This is a genomic window from Thioalkalivibrio sp. ALJ12, from assembly GCF_000378305.1.
GTDB lineage: Bacteria > Pseudomonadota > Gammaproteobacteria > Ectothiorhodospirales > Ectothiorhodospiraceae > Thioalkalivibrio.
The window spans coordinates 322,716-344,775 of the sequence record NZ_KB899538.1; the positions used below are offsets into that span (position 1 = coordinate 322,716).

18 protein-coding genes are annotated in these 22,060 nt (G+C 67.5%); 17 read left to right on the plus strand and 1 reads right to left on the minus strand.

What is annotated here, in order from left to right; genetic code table 11:
• Positions 1–44: 44 nt before the first annotated feature.
• From F467_RS0101620 to F467_RS0101685, 14 genes are all read left to right on the plus strand, one after another.
• Positions 45–1,601, plus strand: a complete 1,557-nt coding sequence (locus tag F467_RS0101620) for an XrtA system polysaccharide chain length determinant (RefSeq protein WP_018139498.1) — start codon at positions 45–47, stop codon at positions 1,599–1,601.
• Between the two features lie 117 nt (positions 1,602–1,718).
• Entirely contained in the window at positions 1,719–2,612 is an 894-nt protein-coding gene (locus tag F467_RS0101625) for an XrtA-associated tyrosine autokinase (RefSeq protein WP_018139499.1), read from the plus strand.
• Between the two features lie 73 nt (positions 2,613–2,685).
• Positions 2,686–4,143, plus strand: a complete 1,458-nt coding sequence (locus F467_RS0101630; protein ID WP_018139500.1) for a TIGR03016 family PEP-CTERM system-associated outer membrane protein — start codon at positions 2,686–2,688, stop codon at positions 4,141–4,143.
• A gap of 2 nt (positions 4,144–4,145) precedes the next feature.
• Positions 4,146–5,207, plus strand: a complete 1,062-nt coding sequence (locus F467_RS0101635) for an XrtA/PEP-CTERM system-associated ATPase (RefSeq protein ID WP_018139501.1) — start codon at positions 4,146–4,148, stop codon at positions 5,205–5,207.
• 16 nt (positions 5,208–5,223) lie between these two features.
• The gene (locus tag F467_RS0101640) at positions 5,224–6,132 is read left to right on the plus strand and encodes an XrtA system polysaccharide deacetylase (protein WP_018139502.1); all 909 of its coding nucleotides are present in this window, start codon (positions 5,224–5,226) and stop codon (positions 6,130–6,132) included.
• On the plus strand, positions 6,116–7,186 hold the full coding sequence (locus F467_RS0101645) for a FemAB family XrtA/PEP-CTERM system-associated protein (protein ID WP_018993301.1): 1,071 nt from the start codon (positions 6,116–6,118) through the stop codon (positions 7,184–7,186). The genes F467_RS0101640 and F467_RS0101645 overlap by 17 nt, the downstream gene beginning before the upstream one ends.
• A 90-nt stretch (positions 7,187–7,276) precedes the next feature.
• Entirely contained in the window at positions 7,277–8,518 is a 1,242-nt protein-coding gene (locus F467_RS0101650; RefSeq protein WP_018139504.1) for a TIGR03087 family PEP-CTERM/XrtA system glycosyltransferase, read from the plus strand.
• Positions 8,515–10,059, plus strand: coding sequence for an exosortase A (gene xrtA / locus F467_RS0101655; RefSeq protein WP_018139505.1), 1,545 nt, complete (start codon positions 8,515–8,517; stop codon positions 10,057–10,059). The genes F467_RS0101650 and xrtA overlap by 4 nt, the downstream gene beginning before the upstream one ends.
• Positions 10,056–11,291, plus strand: a complete 1,236-nt coding sequence (locus F467_RS0101660) for a TIGR03088 family PEP-CTERM/XrtA system glycosyltransferase (RefSeq protein ID WP_018139506.1) — start codon at positions 10,056–10,058, stop codon at positions 11,289–11,291. Before xrtA ends, F467_RS0101660 begins: the two co-directional genes overlap by 4 nt.
• Before the next feature lies 1 nt (position 11,292).
• Positions 11,293–13,224, plus strand: a complete 1,932-nt coding sequence (locus tag F467_RS0101665; RefSeq protein ID WP_018139507.1) for an XrtA/PEP-CTERM system amidotransferase — start codon at positions 11,293–11,295, stop codon at positions 13,222–13,224.
• A gap of 2 nt (positions 13,225–13,226) precedes the next feature.
• Positions 13,227–14,174, plus strand: coding sequence for a methyltransferase domain-containing protein (locus F467_RS0101670; protein WP_018139508.1), 948 nt, complete (start codon positions 13,227–13,229; stop codon positions 14,172–14,174).
• Entirely contained in the window at positions 14,171–15,388 is a 1,218-nt protein-coding gene (locus F467_RS0101675; protein WP_018139509.1) for a TIGR04063 family PEP-CTERM/XrtA system glycosyltransferase, read from the plus strand. The genes F467_RS0101670 and F467_RS0101675 overlap by 4 nt, the downstream gene beginning before the upstream one ends.
• Positions 15,378–16,613, plus strand: coding sequence for a glycosyltransferase (locus F467_RS0101680; RefSeq protein ID WP_018139510.1), 1,236 nt, complete (start codon positions 15,378–15,380; stop codon positions 16,611–16,613). Before F467_RS0101675 ends, F467_RS0101680 begins: the two co-directional genes overlap by 11 nt.
• A 2-nt stretch (positions 16,614–16,615) precedes the next feature.
• On the plus strand, positions 16,616–17,962 hold the full coding sequence (locus F467_RS0101685; RefSeq protein ID WP_018139511.1) for a phenylacetate--CoA ligase family protein: 1,347 nt from the start codon (positions 16,616–16,618) through the stop codon (positions 17,960–17,962).
• On the opposite strand, the gene F467_RS0101690 is transcribed toward F467_RS0101685, so the two are convergent.
• On the minus strand, positions 17,956–19,668 hold the full coding sequence (locus tag F467_RS0101690) for an asparagine synthetase B (protein ID WP_018139512.1): 1,713 nt from the start codon (positions 19,666–19,668) through the stop codon (positions 17,956–17,958). The two genes, F467_RS0101685 and F467_RS0101690, sit on opposite strands and share 7 nt — an antisense overlap.
• A gap of 430 nt (positions 19,669–20,098) precedes the next feature.
• Here F467_RS0101690 and F467_RS0101695 point away from each other — a divergent pair, with 430 nt between their 5' ends.
• Genes F467_RS0101695 through F467_RS0101705 form a run of 3 tightly spaced genes read left to right on the plus strand, consistent with a single transcriptional unit; the run spans position 20,099 to position 22,059 of the window.
• The gene (locus tag F467_RS0101695; RefSeq protein ID WP_012983883.1) at positions 20,099–20,350 is read left to right on the plus strand and encodes an acyl carrier protein; all 252 of its coding nucleotides are present in this window, start codon (positions 20,099–20,101) and stop codon (positions 20,348–20,350) included.
• Positions 20,351–21,178: a hydrolase 2, exosortase A system-associated gene (locus F467_RS0101700; protein WP_018139513.1), complete on the plus strand. Its 828-nt coding sequence runs from the start codon at positions 20,351–20,353 to the stop codon at positions 21,176–21,178.
• Positions 21,175–22,059 carry a hydrolase 1, exosortase A system-associated gene (locus F467_RS0101705; RefSeq protein ID WP_018139514.1) on the plus strand — a complete coding sequence of 295 codons (885 nt, stop codon included), beginning with the start codon at positions 21,175–21,177 and terminating at the stop codon, positions 22,057–22,059. Before F467_RS0101700 ends, F467_RS0101705 begins: the two co-directional genes overlap by 4 nt.
• The last annotated feature ends 1 nt before the right edge of the window (position 22,060 follow it).

Consider the following 22,060-nt stretch of genomic DNA (forward strand, 5'->3'; position numbering starts at 1 on the left):
AGGCGTCATTGAACGTCAAAGGGTTTAACAGGGGGCAACAAGAAATGGAAAAGATTGTTCAGGATTTTGTTCAGCGGGCGCGCGCCACCTGGCGCCGCCGCTGGTGGATTCTGCCGATTGCCTGGATTGTGTGTCTGGGCGGATGGGCTTACATCCAGAGCCTCCCGGATACCTATCAGGCTAATGCGCAGGTATTCGTCAACACTCAGTCCGTCCTGAACCCGCTGCTGCGCGGGATGACGGTGCGCCCGGATACAGAAGAGCGGCTGCGGATGGTGACGCGCACCCTGCTCAGCCGCGACAACCTGGAGACCATCGCCCGGCAAAGCGACCTGGACGTCTACATGGGTAGTGCCGACCTCGACGCGCAGGTCAGCCTGCTGCGCAGCAGGCTGACCCTGGACGGCGAACGGCGCGAAAACATCTTCACGGTGCGTTTTCGCCACAGCAATCCTGATGTGGCCGAGCGCGTGGTCCGCGAGACGGTGAATCTGTTCATGGAGCGCGGCCTGGGCGACTCGCGCCTGGATCTGAGCACCTCGCAGCGATTCATCGAGCGCCAGATCGAGATCTACGAGCGCCAGCTGCAGGCCAGGGAAGCCGAGATCGAAGACTTCAAGCGGCAGAATGCGCGCTTTATCAGCGGCGACGGCAACTTCTATTCGCGCCTGGAACGCGGCCGCGAACAGGTGGCCCAGGCAGAGCTGCAACTGCGCGAGGCCCACAGCCGCCTGGCCGCATTGCAGCGCCGTGCCGAGGAGAGCCGGTCGGGTGGCGGCACGGTGAGGGCGCAGTACCGCAACCCGGAGCTGGACCGCCGGATCAACGACCTGCAGGAAAACATCGATGCCATGCGGCATCGCTACACCGACGACCACCCCGACATCGTCGCCGCAAGGCGCATCCTCTCGGAGCTGGAAGAGCGCCGCTCGCGCGAAGCCGCCGACTACGCGCGCAACCCGGCGGTCGTACCCATTGGGGCTACCGGGGGTGGCGACGCGCTGCAGGCCGCGATCACCGACGCCGAGAGCGAGATCGCGATGCTGGAGACCCGTATCGAGGAGTTCCAGGCGCGGGTCGCGCGGCTGGAACAGGACGTCGACCGCGCTCCGGCCGTGGAGTCGGAGCTGACCGCGCTGACCCGCAACTACGACGTACTGCGCGACTCCTACCGCCAGCTCCAGAGCCGCCGCGAACAGGCGATCATGTCGGGCGCGGTGGAGTCGGAAACCGACTCGGTCGATTTCCGCGTCCTCGAGCCGCCGCGCCGACCGACAGCCCCCTCGGCACCCGACCGCCCACTGATGGCCACCGGCATCCTGCTGGTCGGTCTGGGCGCGGGCACGGGCTTCGCCTTCCTGCTTTCACAGCTGCGGCGGACGGTCAGCAATCGGCGGCAGCTCGCGGAGATCGCCGGTCGCCCGGTTCTGGGCACCATCTCGGCCGTACGCACACCCCAGATACGGCGCCGCCGCAGGCTGGAGCTGTCGGCCTTTTCAATCGCCCTGGCCACCCTCCTTCTGGTGTATGCCGTGGTCATGGGTCTTTACCTCACCGGATCGGCCGGTGTTCTCGACGAACTGCTGAGCCTGTTGCGATGAACGGCCGCGGCCATCGGCCCGGTGTATCGCACGCAACGCATCAGGGACCGGGATGCATTTGTTCCATGGAGGCGCGGGCCCTGCGGGCCGGCGCACGGCAAGGGGAGCCAGACGCTCATGAGCATCATTGAAAAAGCCCTCGACAAGAGCCGGTCGGCTCCCATACAGCCCCTGCCCGCCGACGCAGCATCCGGACACACGGACCGGGAAGCGGGGGGCACGGAGGCCCCGGCATCCGGGCACGGCGAGCACTCGGCGGCAGCTCGCATCGACTTCGGGCACCTGCGGCGGCAGGGGCTGATCGTGCCCGGCGACCAGCGCTCCACCCTGGCCGAAGAGATCCGCATGATGAAGCGGCCGCTCTTGAACAACGCGTTCGGGCGCCACTCCGCAATGCGGATACCCCGCGGACGGCTGATCATGGTGACCAGCTCGCTGCCACGCGAGGGCAAGACCTTTCTGACCACCAACCTGGCGATCAGCATGGCGATGGAGGTCGACCGCACGGTATTGCTGGTCGACGCCGATGTGGCCCAGCCGACCGTTCCGAGGGTCCTCGGGTTCGAGGCCGAGCGCGGGCTGATGGATGTCCTCACGGAGCCGGACCTTGGCATCCCCGATGTCCTGATGCGGACCAACATCGAGAACCTCTCGGTGCTGCCCGCCGGGCGCCCGCACGGGCGATCCACCGAGATCCTGGCCAGTGACGGGATGCGGGCCTTGCTGGACGAACTTCACGATCGCTATCAGGACCGCATCATCCTGTTCGATTCCCCCCCGCTACTGGCCACCAGCGAGCCGGGCGTGCTGGCCGCCGGGATGGGACAGGTCGTGATGGTGGTCGACGCCGAGCGCACCCCGGCCGCCTCCGTGGAGAACGCGATGCAGCAGCTCGCCGGCTGCGATGTGGTCCTGACTGCACTCAACCGAGCGCCCTCCACCCCGGGGCTTGGCTATGGCACGGGCTACTATCACGAGCGCCCGTACGGGGAGGTGAGCCATGAGCACTAACCAGGGACGGGTGCGGGTCACACACCGCAGGGAGGCCCCGGTACGGAACGGCCGGGCGATCTGTCTGATCGCCGTGCTGGGCGGCGGCACGCTGGCGCTGCCCGCCTCGGGCCTGGCCACCGAGTGGGACTTCACCCCGCGAGTCACGGTGGGGGTGGAGGCGACCGACAACGTCCGCCTGGCCCCCCGCGGGCAGGAGGATGCGGACCTGATCGGGCATGCGCGCCCCGGCTTCACCCTGCGCCGGGACGGCGTGCGCAATGACACCCGCGTGGACTACCAGCTCAACCATCGCACCCACCTGTCCGAGTCGAGCGAAGACCGCACGACCCACATGCTGCGCGCCCGCAACCAGACCGAGGTCATCGAGGACACGTTCTTTGTCGACGTGACCGCCTCGCGCCGGGAACAGGCCACCTCGCTGCTGGACCCGGTCGGCATCGGCGGCAGCACGCCACGCAGCAACATCGAGGAGACCTCGTATTACAGCGTGTCGCCCAACCTGCAGAACGAGTTCGGCACCTTTGCCCGCCAGGACATTCGCTACACCTACGACGAGCGGCACTACCACCGCAGCAACCGGGCCAGCAGCACGGGCAACCGCGCGGAATACACCCTGGACAGCGGCCCGGCTTTTGATCGCGTGTTCTGGCAGCTGGCGGGCTTCTACGACCGGCTGAAGTACGAAGACGGGCTGGAGGGCGAGTTCAGCGAGATCAGCGCAACCCTCGGGTACAACATTGGCCGCACCCTGCGCGTATTTGGCGTCGTGGGCGAGGAGTTCAACGACTACGAAACCCTGCGCGACGACGACGATGGCAGCTTCTGGGAGGTCGGTGTCGGCTGGACCCCGACACCGGTGACCTCCGTCGAGGCACGTTATGGCGAACGCTTCTTCGGCACAACACGAGCCCTCAGCGCGACACACCGCAGCCGCCGCGCCAGCTACGGCGTCAGCTATTCCGAGGGCATCAGCTCGACCCGCGATCGGCGCGAATTCATGTTCCTTGACGTGTCCCAACTGGCCGAACTGGAGGGCATGACGTTCGAGGAGATCTTCGACCAGTACACCTTCGAAGAGCTCCAGTTACTGTTCACGAGCGCGCTGGTTACGCAAGAAGCGCTGATCGAGGGGTTCTATCTGACACGCAGTGCCCGTGCGAACTGGCGCTACGATACCGGGCGCAGCGTGTTCGGGGTTACCGGCTACCAGACCCGACGCGAGGCCGAGTTCGACACCGGTGCCGGCATTTTCGAGGACGACAATCGCCGCACCGGCGTGATCGCCTTCTGGGAGCTGACACTGGGGCCGCGCACCACCACGGAGCTGAGCTCCGGGGTCTCGCGCACGGAGTTTCTGGGCAGCGACCGCGAAGACGACTTCTTCTACTTCCGCGCCAGCCTGAACCGCCAGTTCGCCCCGGACCTGCGGGGCAGCCTGGCCTATCGCTATCAGCAGCGGGATTCGAACAGCCGGGTCAACGAATACCGGGAAAACTCGATCATCGCGCTGATCACCAAGGAGTTCTGAGCATGTACGAGAACTTCTATGGGCTGCAGGGCAAGCCCTTCGCCCTCAGCCCGGACCCGAAATTCTTCTACGCCAGCAAGGGCCATCGGCGGGCCATGGCCTACCTCGAATACGGCGTGCAGCAGCAGGAGGGTTTCATCGTCATCACCGGCGAGGTCGGGGCCGGCAAGACGACCCTGGTGCGCAGCCTGTTCGAGACACTCGGCACCAAGCGGGTACTCGCGGCACAACTGGTCAGCACTCAGCTGGATGCCGAGAACCTGCTGCGCTCGGTGTGCCTGGCCTTCGGCCTGGAAGGAACCGGCGACGACAAGGCCAGCCAGCTGCGCCACATGGAGCGCTTCCTGCTGAACACGCGTTCACGCGGGCAGCGCGCGCTGCTGGTCGTGGACGAGGCGCAGAACCTGAGCATGGATGCGGTGGAAGAGCTGCGCATGCTGTCCAATTTTCAGGGCGTTGACGGGCCGCTGTTGCAGAGCTTCCTGCTGGGCCAGCCCGAATTTCGCGACATCCTGCGCAGCGAAAACATGCAGCAGCTGCGCCAGCGGGTGATCGCCACCTATCACCTGGGCCCGATGGACGAGGGCGACACCCGGGCCTACGTCGAGCACCGCCTGTCGCGCGTGGGCTGGGAGGGAACGCCCCACTTCGCCACCGATATCTGGCCCGTGATCCATGAGTTCACCGGCGGCATCCCGCGCAAGGTGAACACCCTGTGCGACCGCCTGCTGCTGATGGGCTATCTCGAGGAGCGCTACGACCTCGACGCCGACGAGGCCCGCCGGGTGATCGACGAGATCGAGGAGGACTTTGGCGCGCAGCAGGAGACGGCCGAGCCGAAACCCGGGAACGCCGTGAATGGCGTGATCGATACCGAACGCGCCGTTGCCAACGAGCTGACCCTGATCCGTCTGGAAGACAGCTACGAGGCGATGGAAAAACGCCTGGACCGGATCGAGCACGCCCTGGCGATCAACTACCGACAGTCGCAGCGCATCCTCGACGCCCTGGACTCGCTGGACAAGTTTTCGGGCTTCGACCACAAGGAGCTCGCCCGGCACTAGTGCCGGGGAAACCGCCATGCCGTCCGCACCGCCCACCGTAGCCAATGCCCTGACCGTCGATGTCGAAGACTATTTTCAGGTCTCGGCCCTGGCGCCGCATTTCCCGAGCCATTGCTGGGAGAGCCAGGAGTGCCGCGTGGAGTACAACCTCGAGCGGATCCTGGCGCTGTTCGATCATCACCGCGTGCGCGCGACCTTCTTTACCCTTGGCTGGATCGCCGAGCGCTATCCCCAGGCGGTGCGCCGAATCGTCGACGCCGGGCACGAGCTGGCCAGCCACGGTTACGGGCACCAGCGGGTGACCGAACTGGAGCCTCAGGCATTTCGCGCGGACATCGTCCGCGCCAAGGCCATCCTGGAAGACATCGCCGGTGTCGAGGTGCGCGGCTATCGCGCCCCCAGCTTCTCGATCGGCGAGGGCAACCTGTGGGCGCTCGACCTGCTGGCCGAAACGGGCCACACCTACAGCTCGAGCATCTATCCGGTCCAGCACGATCACTACGGCACGCCGACCGCGCCGCGTCACCCCTATCGCCCGCGGGGCCCCCAGGGCGTGCTGGAACTGCCCCCGGCCACCCTGCGCGTTGCTGGCCGCAATCTGCCGGCGGCCGGTGGCGGCTACTTTCGGCTGCTGCCCTATGCGGTCTCCCGCCAGGCGTTACGGAGGATCAATAACAAAGACGGTTTGTCCGGGGTGTTCTATTTCCACCCCTGGGAGATCGATCCCGGACAACCGCGTGTCCCCGGCGTGAGTGCCAGGACGCGTTTTCGTCACTACCTCAACCTCGGGCGTACGGAACGTCGACTGCAGCGGCTGCTGCAGGACTTCCGCTGGGGCCGCATGGACCAGGTCTTTGCCCACCTCCTCGCCACTCCGGCGCCGCCAACTCCGACGACAGCGAACAGCCATGCTCAAGTCCACTGACCAGCGACCCACGACTACGCGCGCGACCGCGTTGCGGGTCCAGGACCTCACGCCTGCCGATGTTGCCCGGTGGGATGCCTTTGTCGAGACCTGCCCGGTGGCGACGTTCTTCCATCGCGCGGGCTGGCAGACGGTCATCGAACAGGCCTTCGGGCACTCGACCCATTTCCTGTTTGCCGAAGGCCCGAACGGGATCGAGGGTGTCCTGCCCCTGGCGCGCGTGCGCAGCTTTCTGTTCGGCCATTCCCTGGTTTCGCTGCCGTTCTGTGTGTACGGCGGCATCGCCGCGCGCACCGAAGAGGCCTTCGTGGCCCTGGACAACCGGGCCCGGGAGCTCGCGCAGCAATACAAGGTGGATTATCTCGAGTACCGCCATATGGCGCCCTACCACCCGGACCGACCGACCAAGCACCTGTATGTGACCTTTCGCAAGGAGATGGCGAAAGAGGTCGAAGAGAACCTGGAGGCGATCCCGCGCAAACAGCGGCGCATGGTGCGCAAGGGCATCAAGGCCGGCCTGGTCAGCGAGATCGACCGGGACATCGAGCGATTCTTCCCGATCTATGCGGCCAACGTGCATCGCATGGGGACGCCCGTGTTCAGCCGGCGCTACTTCCGCATCCTGCGCACCGTGTTCGGCGACGACTGCCGGATCCTGACCGTCACCGACGCGGGGACCCCTGTGGCCAGCGTGCTCAACTTCTACTTCCGCGACCAGGTCCTGCCCTACTACGGCGGCGGCACGCCGCGCGCCCGCGAGGTGGCCGGGTATGACTTCATGTACTGGGAGGTGATGCGCCGGGCCTGCGAGTCGGGTCTGCGCCTCTTCGATTTTGGCCGCAGCAAGCGCGATACCGGGTCATTCAGCTTCAAGAAGAACTGGGGCTTCGAGCCCCAGCCCCTGTACTACGAATACGACCTGGTGCGTGCCCGGGCCATGCCCGACGTGAACCCGCTCAACCCGAAGTACCGCTACTTCATCCAGGCGTGGCAGCGACTGCCGCTGGCGGTGGCCAACCGGGTGGGGCCCTGGCTGTCCCGCAATCTCGGGTAGTGCTCGTGACCGTTATTCAACACCCCAGCACACCCGGGGACGGGTCGCACCGGGGCTTCCGTTTCGACCGCAGCAGCGGGTGAGCTTGCAATGGATGCCGTACTTTATCTGACCCATCGAATCCCGTGGCCGCCCAACAAGGGCGACAAGATTCGCTCGTACCATATCCTGCGCGATCTGACGCGGCGCTACCGGGTCTACCTGGGCACCTTTATCGACGACCCGGCCGACGCGGCCTACGTCAAAGAGCTGGAGCGCTGCTGCGCGGGCGTCTGCGTGCGCCCGCTCCCGCCGGGGCGCGCAAAATGGCGCGCCCTGCGCGGCCTGCTGACACAGGAGCCGCTGACCCTCCCCTGGTATCGCGATTCGGAACTGCAGCACTGGGTCGACCGGGTACTGGAGCAGCAGGAGATCTCGCGCGCGCTGGTGTTCTCCTCGGCCATGGCGCAATACCTCCCGCCCCGGGCCCGCCTGACGCGGGTGGTGGACTTCGTCGATGTCGACTCCGACAAGTGGACCCAGTACGCCGCCAGCAAGCCCTGGCCGATGAGCGCGATCTACCGCCGCGAAGGACGCCAGTTGTTGCGCTATGAACGACAGGTCGCGGCGCGCAGCGAGGCCAGCCTGTTCGTATCACCGGACGAAGCCGCGGCATTTCGGGCCCTGGCGCCGGAGAGTGCCGAGCGGGTGCATGCACTGAACAACGGCGTCGATGCGGCGTACTTCGACCCGCAGCACCTCCCGAAGAAAGGCCCCTATCCGGACCGGGTCCAGCCGATCGTGTTCAGCGGGGCCATGGACTACTGGCCGAACGTGGAGGCGGTGGTCTGGTTCGCGGAATCCGTCCTGCCACGCATTCGCCAGGTTCACCCAGATGTGCGTTTTTACATTGTCGGCAGCCGGCCCGCGCCGGAGGTCCGCGAACTGGAGCGCCAGCCGGGCGTCGAGGTCGTGGGACCAGTGGAAGACATGCGCCCCTGGGTCGGCGGTGCCGCGGTTTCGGTGGCGCCCCTGCGGATCGCGCGCGGAGTCCAGAACAAGGTGCTCGAGGCCATGGCGCTGGCGCGGCCGGTCGTGGCCTCCCCGCAGGCGCTCGAGGGGATCACCGCCGTACGCGATGACGAGGTGATCGAGGCCGAGACCGACCCCGAGGTGTTCGCCCGCGCGGTCCTGCAGTGCCTGGAACAGCCCGATCCCGAGATGGCCGCCCGCGCCCGCCGACGCATCACCACGGACTACGACTGGGGCCGCAACCTCGCGTGCCTGCACGACTATCTCGAGAGCGGGCTGGCGCACGAGGGCGAGGCGATCGTCTCCCGGGGGGATGCATGAGCACGCCGGCCACTGTGATGTCCCAGCCGCTGGTGCAACGGTGGTGGGCGCCCGTGCTGGCACTGGCCGCCCTGATTGCGACCACGCTGGTTGTGTTCGCGCCCACATTCGTCTCGATGGTGGATACCTGGGCGCGTTCGGATACCTTCGCGCATGGATTCCTGGTCGTACCGATCGTCCTGTTTCTGGTCTATCTCAAGCGTGACGAGCTGGCGGCTGTATCGCCGCGCCCCTATCCCCTGGCGCTGGTCCCGATCGTGCTGCTGGGGCTCGCCTGGGTCATGGGCGAGCTGGTGGATGTCATCTCGGTGCGCCAGTTCGCCGCAACCCTGATGATCCCCTTCCTGGTGTGGCTGGTCATGGGCACCACAGTCGTGCGCGTCCTGCAGTTCCCGCTGGCCTACCTGCTGTTCGCCGTCCCGCTGGGCGAATTCCTGGTGCCTCCGCTGATGGACTTCACCGCGGAGTTCACCGTCGCGGCGGTTCAACTGTCCGGGATACCGATCTACCGCGACGGCCTGCACTTCGAACTGCCGACCGGACGCTGGTCGGTGATCGAGGCCTGCAGCGGTGTGCGCTATCTGATTGCGTCGGTCGCGCTGGGGACGCTGTACGCCTATCTGATGTACCGCAGCCTCTGGCGGCGGCTGGCCTTTGTCGGTGTCGCGATCATCGTGCCGATCATCGCCAATGGCCTGCGCGCCTACATGATCGTGATGATCGGACACCTGAGCGACATGGAGTATGCCGCGGGCGTCGACCACCTGATCTACGGGTGGGTCTTCTTCGGTGTCGTGATCTTTCTGATGTTCTGGATCGGGGCCTTCTGGCGCGAGGATGGGGCAGCCGGGGAGCCCGCCCGCCGAGTCCCGGCACGAGCCCAGCAAACCGGGGCCATGGGCTTTGCTCATATGGCCGTGATCGCCGCGCTGGTGGTCACACTGGGTCCCGTCTATGCCCACTGGATGGACACCCGGGATCTCGGCCCGATACAGGGCCTGGGCACCGGACCGATCGTTCCTTCCGGCTGGACCGCCGTGCCCGCTCGGGAGCGGCCCGGCTGGCAGCCCGGCTACCAGTTCATGCGTGCGGAGCGCGGGGGCTGGGTCGTAAACGATTCACAGGTGGAGGTCGGCATGCACGTAGGCTTCTACCGCGAACAGGCGCGCCACGGAAACATGCTCGGCTGGCACAACACGCTGGCGGGCCGGGAGCGGGCCGAATGGAGCCAGGCCCGGCGCGGCCAGGCGGAGGTCGCGGGCTATCCCGATCCGCAGCGGGTCCTGCTGCGCGGGCGCCAGCAGCAGATGGTGGCCTGGCAGTGGTACTGGGCGAACGGGCATCTCACCACCCGGCCCTTCGAGGTCAAGGCCCGCGAGGCCATTAGCCGACTGCTGGGCGGGCGCGACGACGCCGCGCTGATCGTAATCTACGCCGAATACCACGACGAACCGCAGCAGGCCGAGGATGCGATACGCGCCTATGTGGAGGCCGCGATGCCGCAGGTGCTGGAACGGCTGCAGGACGTGAACCAGCGATGAGCGCCCTGGCATCCAAGGGGAGTGCCGCCGACCCGCGCCCATGCGTGGCCCATGTCATCCATCGCCTGGATGTCGGCGGCATGGAGAACGGACTGGTCAACCTGCTCAACCACATGCCCGCCGAGCGCTACCGGCACGCGATCATCTGCATGACCGACTACACGCGGTTCAGCGAGCGCCTGCAGCGGGAGGACATCAGCCTGCATGCCCTGCACAAGCGCGAGGGCAAGGACCTGGGCGTACACCGGCGCCTGTGGCGGCTGCTGCGCGAACTGCGCCCCGCGATCGTCCACACCCGCAATCTGGCAACACTGGAGGGGCAGGTCACCGCCGCCCTGGCCGGCGTGCGCGCCCGGGTACATGGCGAGCACGGCTGGGACATCGCCGACCTCGATGGCTCCCGCGACAAGCATCGTTACATGCGACGGTTGGTGCGCCCCCTGGTCGGCCGGTACATCGCCCTGTCGCGCCATCAGATGGACTACCTGCAGCAACGGGTTGGTGTCGGAACCAAGCGGCTGACGCACATCTGTAACGGGGTGGATACCGGGCGATTCCACCCGCGCGAGGGCACCCGCACAGGCCCCTGGCCCCCGGGCTTTGCCGGCCCGGAGGACATCGTGATCGGGAGCGTGATGCGGATGCAGGCAGTGAAGGCCCCGCTGGACCTGGTAGAGGCATTCATTGCCCTGCGCGAAAACACCCCGGTGCCCTTCGACCGTCTTCGCCTGGTGATCGTGGGAGACGGCCCGCTGAGGGAACAGGCCCGCCAGCGCCTGGAGGCCGCCGGAGTCGCGCAACAGGCATGGCTGCCGGGGGCCCGCGAGGACATCCCGCAGTGCCTGCGGGCGATGGACCTCTTTGTCCTCCCCTCTCTGGCCGAGGGGATCTGCAACACCATCCTCGAGGCCATGGCCTCCGGGCTTCCGGTGATCGCGACCGACGTTGGCGGCAATCCTGACCTGGTGACCCCCGGAAACACGGGGGCCCTGGTCCCCGCAGGGGCGCCGGCCGCCCTCGCCGAGGCCATCCGTGATGCGCTCGCCAGTCCGGATACCCGCAAGCGCATGGGACAGGCGGCCCGCATTCGCGCCGAGGCCGCATTCAGCATGGACGCCATGGTGGCCGGCTACCTCGGGGTCTACGACAGCCTGCTGGACAGGGCCAACGCCCGAACCCCCTCGGTTCGGGCAAGGGGCCGCCGGCGACAACACGAAACGATGGGGCGCTGACATGTGCGGTATCGCCGGTATTTTCGATCTGCACGGGCGGCGCCCGATTGACCGCGCCTGTCTGGAGGGCATGAATGCCAGCCAGTTCCACCGGGGCCCGGACGAAGGCGGTATCCACCTGGAGCCCGGGGTCGGGCTGGCGCATCGCCGCCTGTCGATCATCGACCTTGCCAGTGGCCAGCAGCCACTGTTCAACGAGGATGGAAGCGTCGTCGTCACCTACAACGGCGAGATCTACAACTTCCCGGAGTTGACCCATGAACTCCAGCGGGCGGGCCATCGCTTTCGTACCCACTGCGATACGGAAGTCATCGTGCACGCCTGGGAGGAATGGGGCGAGGACTGCGTCCAGCGCTTTCGCGGGATGTTCGCTTTCGCCCTCTGGGACCGCCACACCCAGACCCTGTTTCTGGCCCGCGATCGCCTGGGCATCAAGCCGCTTTACTACAGCACGCTGCCGGATGGCCAGCTGATCTTTGGCTCCGAACTCAAGGTCCTGCTGGCCCATCCCGGGCAGACACGCGAGCTCGACCCCTGCGCGGTAGAGGAATACTTCGCGTATGGCTATGTGCCCGAGCCGCGCAGCATTCTGGGCGGCGTCCACAAGCTTCCACCGGGGCATACGCTGACCGTACGGCGCAACCAGCGCTCCGCCGCCAGCCCGCGTGCGTACTGGGATGTCCCCTTTGCGACAACCGCCCCCATCGGCATGTCGGAGGCGGCGGAGGAGTTGACCGAACGCCTGCGCGAGGCCGTGCGCATCCGCATGGTGGCCGAGGTGCCGCTGGGCGCCTTCCTGTCGGGGGGCGTGGATTCCAGCGCCGTGGTGGCGATGATGGCCGGGCTCTCCACCGAGCCCGTGCGCACCTGTTCCATCGGCTTTGCCGACCCCGCCTATGACGAGTCGCGCTATGCCCGGGAGGTCGCCGAGCGTTACGCGACAGAGCATCACAACCGCGAGGTCGACCCCGATGACTTTGCCCTGCTGGGACGCCTGGGCGATCTCTACGATGAACCCTTTGCCGACAGCTCGGCCCTGCCGACCTACCGCGTCTGCGAGCAGGCCCGCCGACAGGTCGTGGTCGCGCTGTCCGGTGACGGGGGCGACGAAAACCTGGCGGGCTATCGCCGGTATCGGCACCACCTGGCCGAGGAACGCCTGCGCAACCCGCTGCCCCTGGGCCTGCGGCGGGTCCTGTTCGGCAGCCTGGCCCAGGTCTATCCCAAGGCGGACTGGGCGCCGCGCCCGCTGCGCGCCCGGGCGACCTTCCAGGCACTGGCGCGGGATGCGGTCGAGGGATACTTCCAGGGCGTGTCGGTGCTGCGCGACGAGCAGCGCAACTCTCTGTTCTCGCCCGCACTCCGCCGCGAGCTGCAGGGCTACGGGGCGGTCGAGGTGCTGCGCGCCCATGCCGGGCGGGCCCCGACCGATGACCCGCTCTCGCTGGTGCAGTACCTGGACCTCAAGACCTACCTCCCGGGCGACATCCTGACCAAGGTCGACCGCGCAAGCATGGCGCACTCGCTGGAGGTCCGCGTGCCGCTGCTGGATCACCCGCTGGTGGAGTGGGCCTCCACGCTCGCACCGGAACTGAAGCTGCGCGACGGCGAAGGCAAGGCGGTCCTGAAAAAGGCGATGGAACCCTACCTGCCCCACTCGATTCTCTATCGGCGCAAGCGGGGCTTCGCCGTACCCCTGGCCAACTGGTTCCGGGGGCCACTGCGCGAGGCGATGCACGAGCGGGTGCTGGGCGAGCAGATGCGTGATTCCGGCCTGTTCGACGAACGCACCCTCAAGCGTCTGGTCGACGAGCATGGCCGGGGCGCGCGCGATCACAGCGCGGCGTTGTGGTCACTGATGATGTTCCAGACCTTTCTGGACAAGGTACAACCGACCAGCCCGCGCAGCGGCTGCGTCCTGCCTGGAGCCTAGCCATGTATGGACGCCGCCCGGTTGCCGATGCCTCGCGAGCCACCCGCGCGATCCTCAGCAACCTCCTGGCCCGGGGCGCCCCCGGACTCTATGTCCGTCTGACCCACGAGACCGGCCGTGGCCGTGGCGCGGAGACGGCGGAATCCGTGGCGCAGTACTTCACCACCTGTTTCTTCGACTACTTCGATCAGCTGGGGGTCCCGCCCGAGGCGATCGAGGACGCCCTTCGCGACAAGCACCTGCTGGAGTACGGGCCCGGCGACGTGCCCGGCGTGGCGCTGCTAATGCTGGCCCATGGCGCGGCCCGGGTAACCTGCGTTGACCGCTTTGCGCTGTCGCAGCGCAGCCCCTTTCAGCTGGAGGTCCTGCAGTGCCTGCTGGACGGCCTGGGCCCCGAGGCCCACGAACGGGCGGCCGCGTGCTTCGAGCGCCCCGGCGATCCGGCCTCGGGGTTTCGCAGCGAGCGGCTGGAATACCGCGTGACCCGGGATGGGCTGTCGGGCCTGAACGCCGAGGTCGACCTGATCTATTCGCGCGCGGTGCTGGAACACGTCAATGACCTGGAAGCGACCTTTCGCGACATGGCGACGGCCCTGAAACCAGGGGCGCTGGCGGTCCATCAGGTGGACCTCAAGAGCCATGGCCTGCACCGCGAAAACCCGCTCGACTTTCTCACCTGGCCGGTGGGCCTGTGGCACTGGATGTATGCCGGCAAGGGTGTCCCGAACCGCTGGCGTCTGGACCGCTACCGGCAGGCAATCAAGCGTGCAGGACTCGTGGTTCGGCATCTCGAGTCCACGGCCGAGGCACTGGACGAGGATGTGGCTGCAGTGGCCCCTTATCTGGCCGAACCATTTCGCGGGCTCGACAAGGCCACGCTGCGCTGCCTGGGATTCTGGCTCGTGGTGACCCGCCCGGCGCCCGACGACGAAGCGAGGGCTGCAGCATGAAGATCCTCCACGTCCTCGACCATTCCATCCCGCTGCACAGCGGGTACACCTTCCGCACTGCGGCCATCCTGCGCGAGCAGCGCCGCAGGGGCTGGCAGACCTGCCACCTGACCAGCCCCAAGCATACCGGCGCGAACGCGGACGAGGAGACGATCGACGGCCTGCATTTCTACCGCACGGCCTACAACCCGAGCGCGATCCCGGGGATCGAGCAATGGGGGTTGATGCAGGCACTGACCCAGCGGCTGACCCGCGTCGCCTGCCAGGTCGCGCCCGACGTCATCCATGCGCACTCGCCCGCGCTGAATGCCCTGCCGGCCCTGCGTGCCGGTCGCCGGCTGGGCATCCCGGTGGTCTACGAGGTGCGGGCATTCTGGGAGGACGCCGCGGTCGACCATGGCACCGCCCGCGAATATGGCCTGCGCTACCGCCTGACGCGAGAGCTGGAGACCTATGCCCTTAAGCGCGTGGGACATGTCACCACCATCTGCGAGGGACTGCGCCGCGACATCATCGCGCGCGGCATCCCGGCCGAGCGGGTCACCGTGATCCCCAATGCGGTGGACGCGGATGACTTCCACCTGGGCGGCCAGCCCGATCCCGCCCTGAAGGCCGAACTGGGTCTGGGTGACGCCCGTGTGCTCGGCTTTCTCGGGTCTTTTTATGCCTACGAGGGACTGGATACCCTGCTCGAGGCCTTTCCGCTTATCCAGGCCCGGGCGCCCGACGTGCGCATCCTGCTGGTCGGGGGCGGCCCGCAAGCCGAGCGCCTGAAGGCCCAGGCCGAACGCCTCGGCATCCAGGACCGCGTCATCTTCACCGGGCGCGTCCCGCATCACCAGGTGCAGCGCTACTACGACCTGGTCGACCTGCTCGTGTATCCACGCCATTCGATGCGCCTGACCGACCTGGTCACGCCGCTGAAACCACTGGAGGCAATGGCCCAGGGGCGCCTGCTGGTGGCATCGGACGTGGGCGGGCACCGGGAGCTGATCCGGGATGGCGAGACCGGCTGGCTGTTCCCGGCCGACAACCCCGAGGCCCTGGCCGCCCGGGTGCTGGAGACGCTCGAGCACCCCGAACACTGGCCACGGGTGCGGGAGAACGGACGGCGTTTCGTGGAACAGGAGCGCACCTGGGCGGCGAGTGTCGCACGCTACCAGTCGGTCTACGACGGGCTGCGCGCCCGCCCGGAGGTGCTGCGTGCCGGATGACGGGCGCCCACGTCTGGTGGTCTACACGCGCGTGTACCCGAACGCGGCGCAACCCAATCTGGGACTGTTCGTGCGCGAGCGCATGCGCCGTGTCGCCGAACATCTCGACCTGGTCGTCGTGGCCCCGGCGCCCTGGTTCCCGTTCCAGAACTGGCTGGGGCGCCTGCGTCCGCACGCCCGACCACCGCTGCCGGCCTTCGAGCGGCAGGGGTCGATTCACGTCTACCACCCCCGTTTCCTGTGTATCCCGGGCCTGTTCAAGTGGACCGACGGCTTCTTTCAGGCGCTCGGCAGTCTGCGCCTGATGCGTCGGCTGCAGCGCGAGTTCGGCTTCGACGTAATCGATGCCCATTTCATCTATCCCGACGGGGTCGCCGCGCGCTGGCTGTCACGCTGGTTGAACCGCCCCTGCACCATCACCCTGCGCGGCAGCCTGAACCGTTTCCGCGACCGGCCGCTGCACCGGACGCAGATTCGCCGGGCACTGGAGGATGCGGCGCGGGTGTTCTCGGTGGCCGGCGCGCTGAGGGACGAGGCGCTGGACTGGGGCATCGAGCCCGACCATGTGCAGGTCGTGGGGAACGGGGCCGATCTCGACCGCTTCAAGCCTGAGGACCGGGCCGAGGCCCGGCAGCGCCTGGGCCTTCCCGCCGAGGGGCGGTTCCTGATCTCCGTCGGGGGGCTGTCCGAGCGCAAGGGCTTCCACCGGGTGATCGCGACCCTGCCGGAACTACTGCAACAGCACCCGGACCTGCATCTGGTGATTGCCGGAGGCGGCACCCCCGAAGGCAACAACGAAGCCGAACTGCGCCAGCAGGTCCAGTCGCTGGGGCTGCAGGACCGGGTATGGTTCCTCGGGCCCGTCGCGCCCGACGAGCTGCGGTTCGTGTACTCCGCGGGGGACTTGTTCGTACTGGCCACGCGCTTTGAAGGCTGGGCGAATGTCTTCCTGGAGGCCTCGGCCTGCGGGCTGCCCATTGTCACCACGGATGTGGGGGGCAACGCCGAGGTCGTCGCCTCGGAGCAGGTGGGGCTGATCGTCCCGTACGGGGATCATGACGCACTGCGCGCGGCGATCCACGAGGCCCTGGGTCGCGAGTGGGACCGCGCGGCGATCCTGGCCCATGCGCGGGCGAATGACTGGCGGGTGCGGATCCCCGAACTGGTCGCGGCCTTCGAGACGATCGCCGGGCCCGTCGGACATCGCCTGCCACGGCGCGCCTGAAGATGGGACTGTACACCTCGCTGGTCGCGCATGGCGCGTTTCCCGTGCACGAACGGCTGAAGGGGCACCCGACGGTGCCCCTGCGCAAGGCGCTGGAGGCGACCCAGTGGTGGGCACCCGAGGCACTGGAGAACCTGCAGCTGACCCGCCTGCAGCTCCTGCTCGAACGCGTGGCCCAACAGATACCGTTCTACCGCCAGTGGTTCGCCGACCAGGGCTGGTCACCCCGCGCACTGACGAGCCTTGCGGATCTTGAACGCCTACCGGTCATCGACAAGGCCGTGCTGCGCCAGGCAGGCCATGAGTGGCGAGCGGACGGAGCACAACACCTGGTCGCGCAACGTACCAGCGGTTCGACCGGCGAACCGCTGGCCTTCTGGCTGGGGCGCGAGCGCATTGCGATGGACATCGCCGCCAAGTGGCGCGCGACCCGCTGGTGGGGCGTCGACATTGGCGATCGCGAGCTGGTCCTGTGGGGCGCACCGAACGAGACCGACGTACAGAATCGCCTGCGGTCCTGGCGCGACCGCGTGCTGCGGTCGCGCCTGGTCCCGGCCCGCGACCTCGACCGGGCACGGGTCGATGCCATCATTGACCAGACTCGCGAGTTCCGCCCGCGCATGATCTTCGGCTATCCCTCCGTACTGGCACGGGTCTGCGCGCACGCGCGGGAACAGGGCCGGCGCTTGGATGATCTGGGTATTCGGGTGGCCTTTACCACGTCGGAGGTCCTGCGCCCGGAGTGGCGGGCGATCATCACCGACGTACTGGGCTGTGGGGTCGCGAACGAGTATGGCGGCCGGGATGCCGGCCTGATCGCACGCGAGTGCCCGCATGGCGGGCTGCACCTGACGGCCGAGGCGCTGATCGTCGAGATCCTGGACGATGCCGGGCGACCGCTTCCGGCCGGCGAGACCGGGCAGATCGTGGTGACCAACCTGATGGGCCCGGAGTATCCCTTCATCCGCTACCGCACCGGTGATCGTGGCGCGCTGGACCCGGCGCCCTGCCCATGCGGGCGCGGCCTGCCGCTGCTGCGGGAGATCGAGGGGCGGGCCAACGACGGCCTGATCGCGCTCGATGGCCGCTGGGTGCACGGCAGTCATTTCAACTACTGCCTGCGCGAGATCGCGGGCCTGCGCTCGTACAAGATCATCCAGCACGCGCCGGACCGGGTCGAGCTGTTGCTGGTCCTCGACGAGCCCCTGGCCGAGACCGTGGAGCAGCGCCTGCGGCGTGCCTTCACACAGGCCCTGGGGGAATCCTTGACGGTGGAAATCCGCCAAGTCGAGGCGATCGCCCCGGAAGCCGGCGGCAAGCACCGGCACGTGGTCTGCCGGGTTCAGTAACCGCCCGCCTGGGCGCGCGCTTCGGCTGGCATCTCGCTCGGCGGGGCGTGCAGCCAGAGATCCAGCATCATCAGCACCCACACCATGTCGCCGTAATAGGCCGCGTGTCCGTCGCGGTGCAGAGAAATCAGTTCGTCGATGAACTGCGGCCGCAGAAAGCCCTGCCCCTTGAGCCGCAGCAGGCTGTCATAGGCCAGTTCGCGCAGCGGCGCGTGGTCGTGCATCCACACCCCGAAGGGCAGGCCAAAGCCATGTTTCTTCTTGTCGATGATGGCGTCGGGCAGAAAGCCCTGCATCGCCTCCTTGTAGAAGTGGCGCAGCCGCTGCCCGCGCAGTTTCTGGTCGGACGGGATGCCCAGGGAGAACTCCACCACGTCGTCGTCCAGCATCGGAAAGACGACATCCACGCCGGCCAGCTCGCACATGCGGGTCACCTTGCGCAGATCGTTGTCGGCCAGGGTCTGCTGCCAGTCCAGGTACATCATGCGATTGAGCGGCGAGGCGTGTGCCGGCTGGTCGTGGATCTCGCGCATCAGATCCCACGGGGCCTGGGTATCCACCGCCGAGAGAAAGTCCGGCTCGAACATCGCCGTGGGCGAGAGGTGATACAGGTAGTTGTAGGTCTGCAGCCGATCGGGCAGCGGGATGCGCGCCTGCTCCACGTAGCGGCGCGCCTTGCTCAACCAGCCGGCCCCCTGCGGGATGCGGGTCGCCAGGGGTTCCAGCATGCCCTGGCGCAAGGGGCGCGGCAGGCGCTGCCAGTGCTCGAACAGGCCCTGCTTGGCATAGCGTGCGTTGCCGGCAAACAGCTCGTCGCCACCATCGCCGGCCAGCATCCGTGTCACGCCCGCCTGTGCCGCCATGCGTGCACAGAAATAGGCAGGCAGCGCCGAGGAGTTGCCAAAGGGCTCGTCGTAACTGCCGGCAATCAGGGGGACAGCGGCGACGACATCGTCCGGCGTCACGTAGTACTCGTTCGCCTGGGTCGCAAAGTGCCGGGCCGCGATGCGGGCGTACTCCATCTCGTCGTAACCCGGGGCATCGAAACCGATGCTGAAGGTCGGCGGCGGCTCGGGGGTCGTCTCGGCCAGGAGCCCGGCCACGGTCGAGCTGTCCAGCCCACCGCTGAGAAAGGCCCCCGGCTTCGGCGTCTCCCGCTGCTGCTTGACGGCATTGCGCAGCTGATCCCGCAGGGCCGTCCCCATCTCGGCGGCATCGCCCATGCGCGCCTCGCGGAAATGCGGGAGCCAGTAGGGCTTCACGCGGATTGTGTCCGCCTGACCGTCCAGGTAATGCGCGGCGCGCAGCTTCTCGACGCCCGCGAACACACTGACCGGTGCGGGCAGCATGTGAAAGAAGAGATAGTGATAAAGCCCCGAGGGGGTCGGATCGCGGCTCAGACCGGGATAGCGAACTACACTGCCGGCCGTTGTCCCGAAGGCCACCCCGCCCGGCACCGCCGCCCAGTGCAGCGAGGCCTGCCCCATGCGGTCCACGCCCGCGAGCAGGCGCGGCCGCTGCGGGTCCAGGATCGCCACCACGAAATCCCCCGCCACCTGGCTGAACAGGGCATCGCCGAAACGCCGGTAGGCGTCGAGCAAGGCATGGGCGGGCGACTGCTCCAGCGCCAGGCGCTGCAGGCCGCGCTCCCGCCACCGGGGGTGGCCGGCGATGGCCGCGATCAGCCCATCCGGGGCCTGGGCCACCCAGCCGCCCTGGACCAGACACCCGCCCCGGGGGCCATCGCAGCGCGCGCTGGACTCACCCGGGACCGAAGGGAGCCCCGCCTCCTGCAGGCCGAGGATATCGCCCGCCTCCCCCCTGGGCGCTCCAAACCATCCACATAGTCCCGCCATTGGCCTTCCTGTCGCCTGAAGCGGCGTTCAAGGAAACAGCAGCAAGTGCCCGCCTGTGATGGCTCCCGTGGGCATGCCGATATTCAAGTTTCCGCGTTTACCTTCCAGCAAACCAAAAATCCCGGCAAAAGGTAAAACTCAATGATGGAGGGACTGCCGACCACTTTAAAGTATTGATTATTTGGTACCCGCAAGGTCTCCAGTTGTCGGCCACAAACTTTCACAATAGGGCTTCTGGAAGTATGTGGAATGCGCCACCAGGGAACAGGAGATCTGCATCATGTCGACGCTCGAGCACATCAAGGCCTTGCTTGACAGCGCCCTCGGCCTGAACGGCCGCGCCCAGCACTTTGACCGCTCCACCCCCCTGCTGGGCGGGGTCCCCGAACTGGACTCCATGGCGGTGGTTTCCTTGATCAACGAGATGGAAGAACAGTTCGACATCGTGATCGATGACGATGACGTCAGTGCGGAGACCTTCGAGACCGTCGGCGCCCTGGTCGATTTCGTTGAACACAAGAATGGTGCCTAGATGGACGCCAGTTTCCTGCCGGGCTGCGCCGGACCGATCTTTTATGTCCTGCACCCGGCCGCCCGGGCCCCTGCCCGCGGGCGGGTCCTGTTCGTACCCCCGTTTGCCGAGGAGCTGAACAAGGCCCGGCGCATGGTGGCGCTGCAGGCCCGGCGCATGGCCCGCGAGGGGTACACCGTCCTGCTGCCGGACCTGTACGGCTGCGGCGACAGCGGTGGCGATTTTGGCGATGCGCGCTGGGAGATCTGGCTCGACGACCTCTCGCGCTGCCTGGATCACCTGGAGGCGGCATCCGACGGCCAGGGCCCCCTGATCCTCTGGGGACTGCGCGCGGGCGCCCTGCTGATCAGCGACCTTCTGGCCACACGCGCCCCGTCGGTGGCGGCGACCGTGTTGTGGCAACCGGTTACCAACGGCGAACAGCACCTGACGCAGTTCCTCCGCCTGCGCATGGCCGCCGCCATGATGGGCGGGGAGAAGGAAAGCACGGGGCAGTTGCGCGGCCGACTGGAGGCGGGAGAAGCCATCGAGGTCGCGGGCTATACCCTGGCGCCGGCACTGGCAGAGGCACTGGCAAAGGCCCGCCTGGCACCACCTCCACACGTGCCGGTGTACTGGTTCGAGGTCAGCGACAGCGAGGGCGCTGCTCTGTCCCCGGGGAGCACCCGGACGCTGGATGCGTGGCGCGAGCAGGGGGTGGAAGCTCACGCCTCCGTTGTCCTCGGCGAACCCTTCTGGAATGCGCCGGACATCCTCGAGGTCCCGGCCCTGCTGGAACACACCATGGATTGCCTGGAACACACGGTATCCCTGGGGCAGGCGGCGTGAACGAGCGCGCGGTCGTCTTCCGGCTGGACAGGGATGAGCTGCTCGGCATCCTTCACCCTGGCGCCGCCGGGGCCGCACGGGGCGTCCTGATCGCCGTGGGCGGTCCGCAGTATCGCGTCGGCAGTCATCGCCAGTTTCTGCTCCTGGCCCGCGACCTGGCGGCTCGGGGGATCCCGGTGTTCCGCTTCGATTTTCGCGGCATGGGCGACGCGTCCGGCGCCCAGCGCGATTACGAAGAGGTGCACGATGACCTGCGCGCGGCGATGGATACCTTCTCGGCCGAGGTGCCGGGAATGCGCGAGGTCGTGATCTGGGGTCTGTGCGGTGCGGCCTCCGCTGCCTTGTTCTATGCCTGGCGCGACCCCCGGGTGGCGGGCCTGGTGCTGGCCAACCCGTGGGTCCGCACCGACGAAGGCCTGGCCCGCGCCTACCTGAAGACCTACTACCTCCAGCGGCTTGTTTCGCGCGACTTCTGGTCAGGCGCCCTGAAGGGGCGTTTCAACCCCTGGGCCTCCCTGCGCTCCCTGGGACGGATGGTCGGCACGGTACTGGGCCGTGGTACCGGGGCATCCCCGGCTGCGACCGACGAGGGCCGCGTCGATGTTTCGTCTGCGCCCCTGCCGGACCGGATGGCCGAGGGCTGGTGCCGCTTTCGCGGGCCGATCCTGCTGGTCCTGAGCGGAGAGGACCTGACGGCCGCCGAGTTTCGGGATGTGGCCAGCCATGCACCGGCCTGGGACGGCTTGCTGCGACAGCCTCGCGTGACCCTGCGCGAACTGCCGGACGCGAACCACACCTTTTCCCGTCGCGAATGGCGCGACCAGGTTGCGACATGGACGCATGACTGGCTGCGCCAGGCGCCAGGGCCCAGCCCGGGATGAT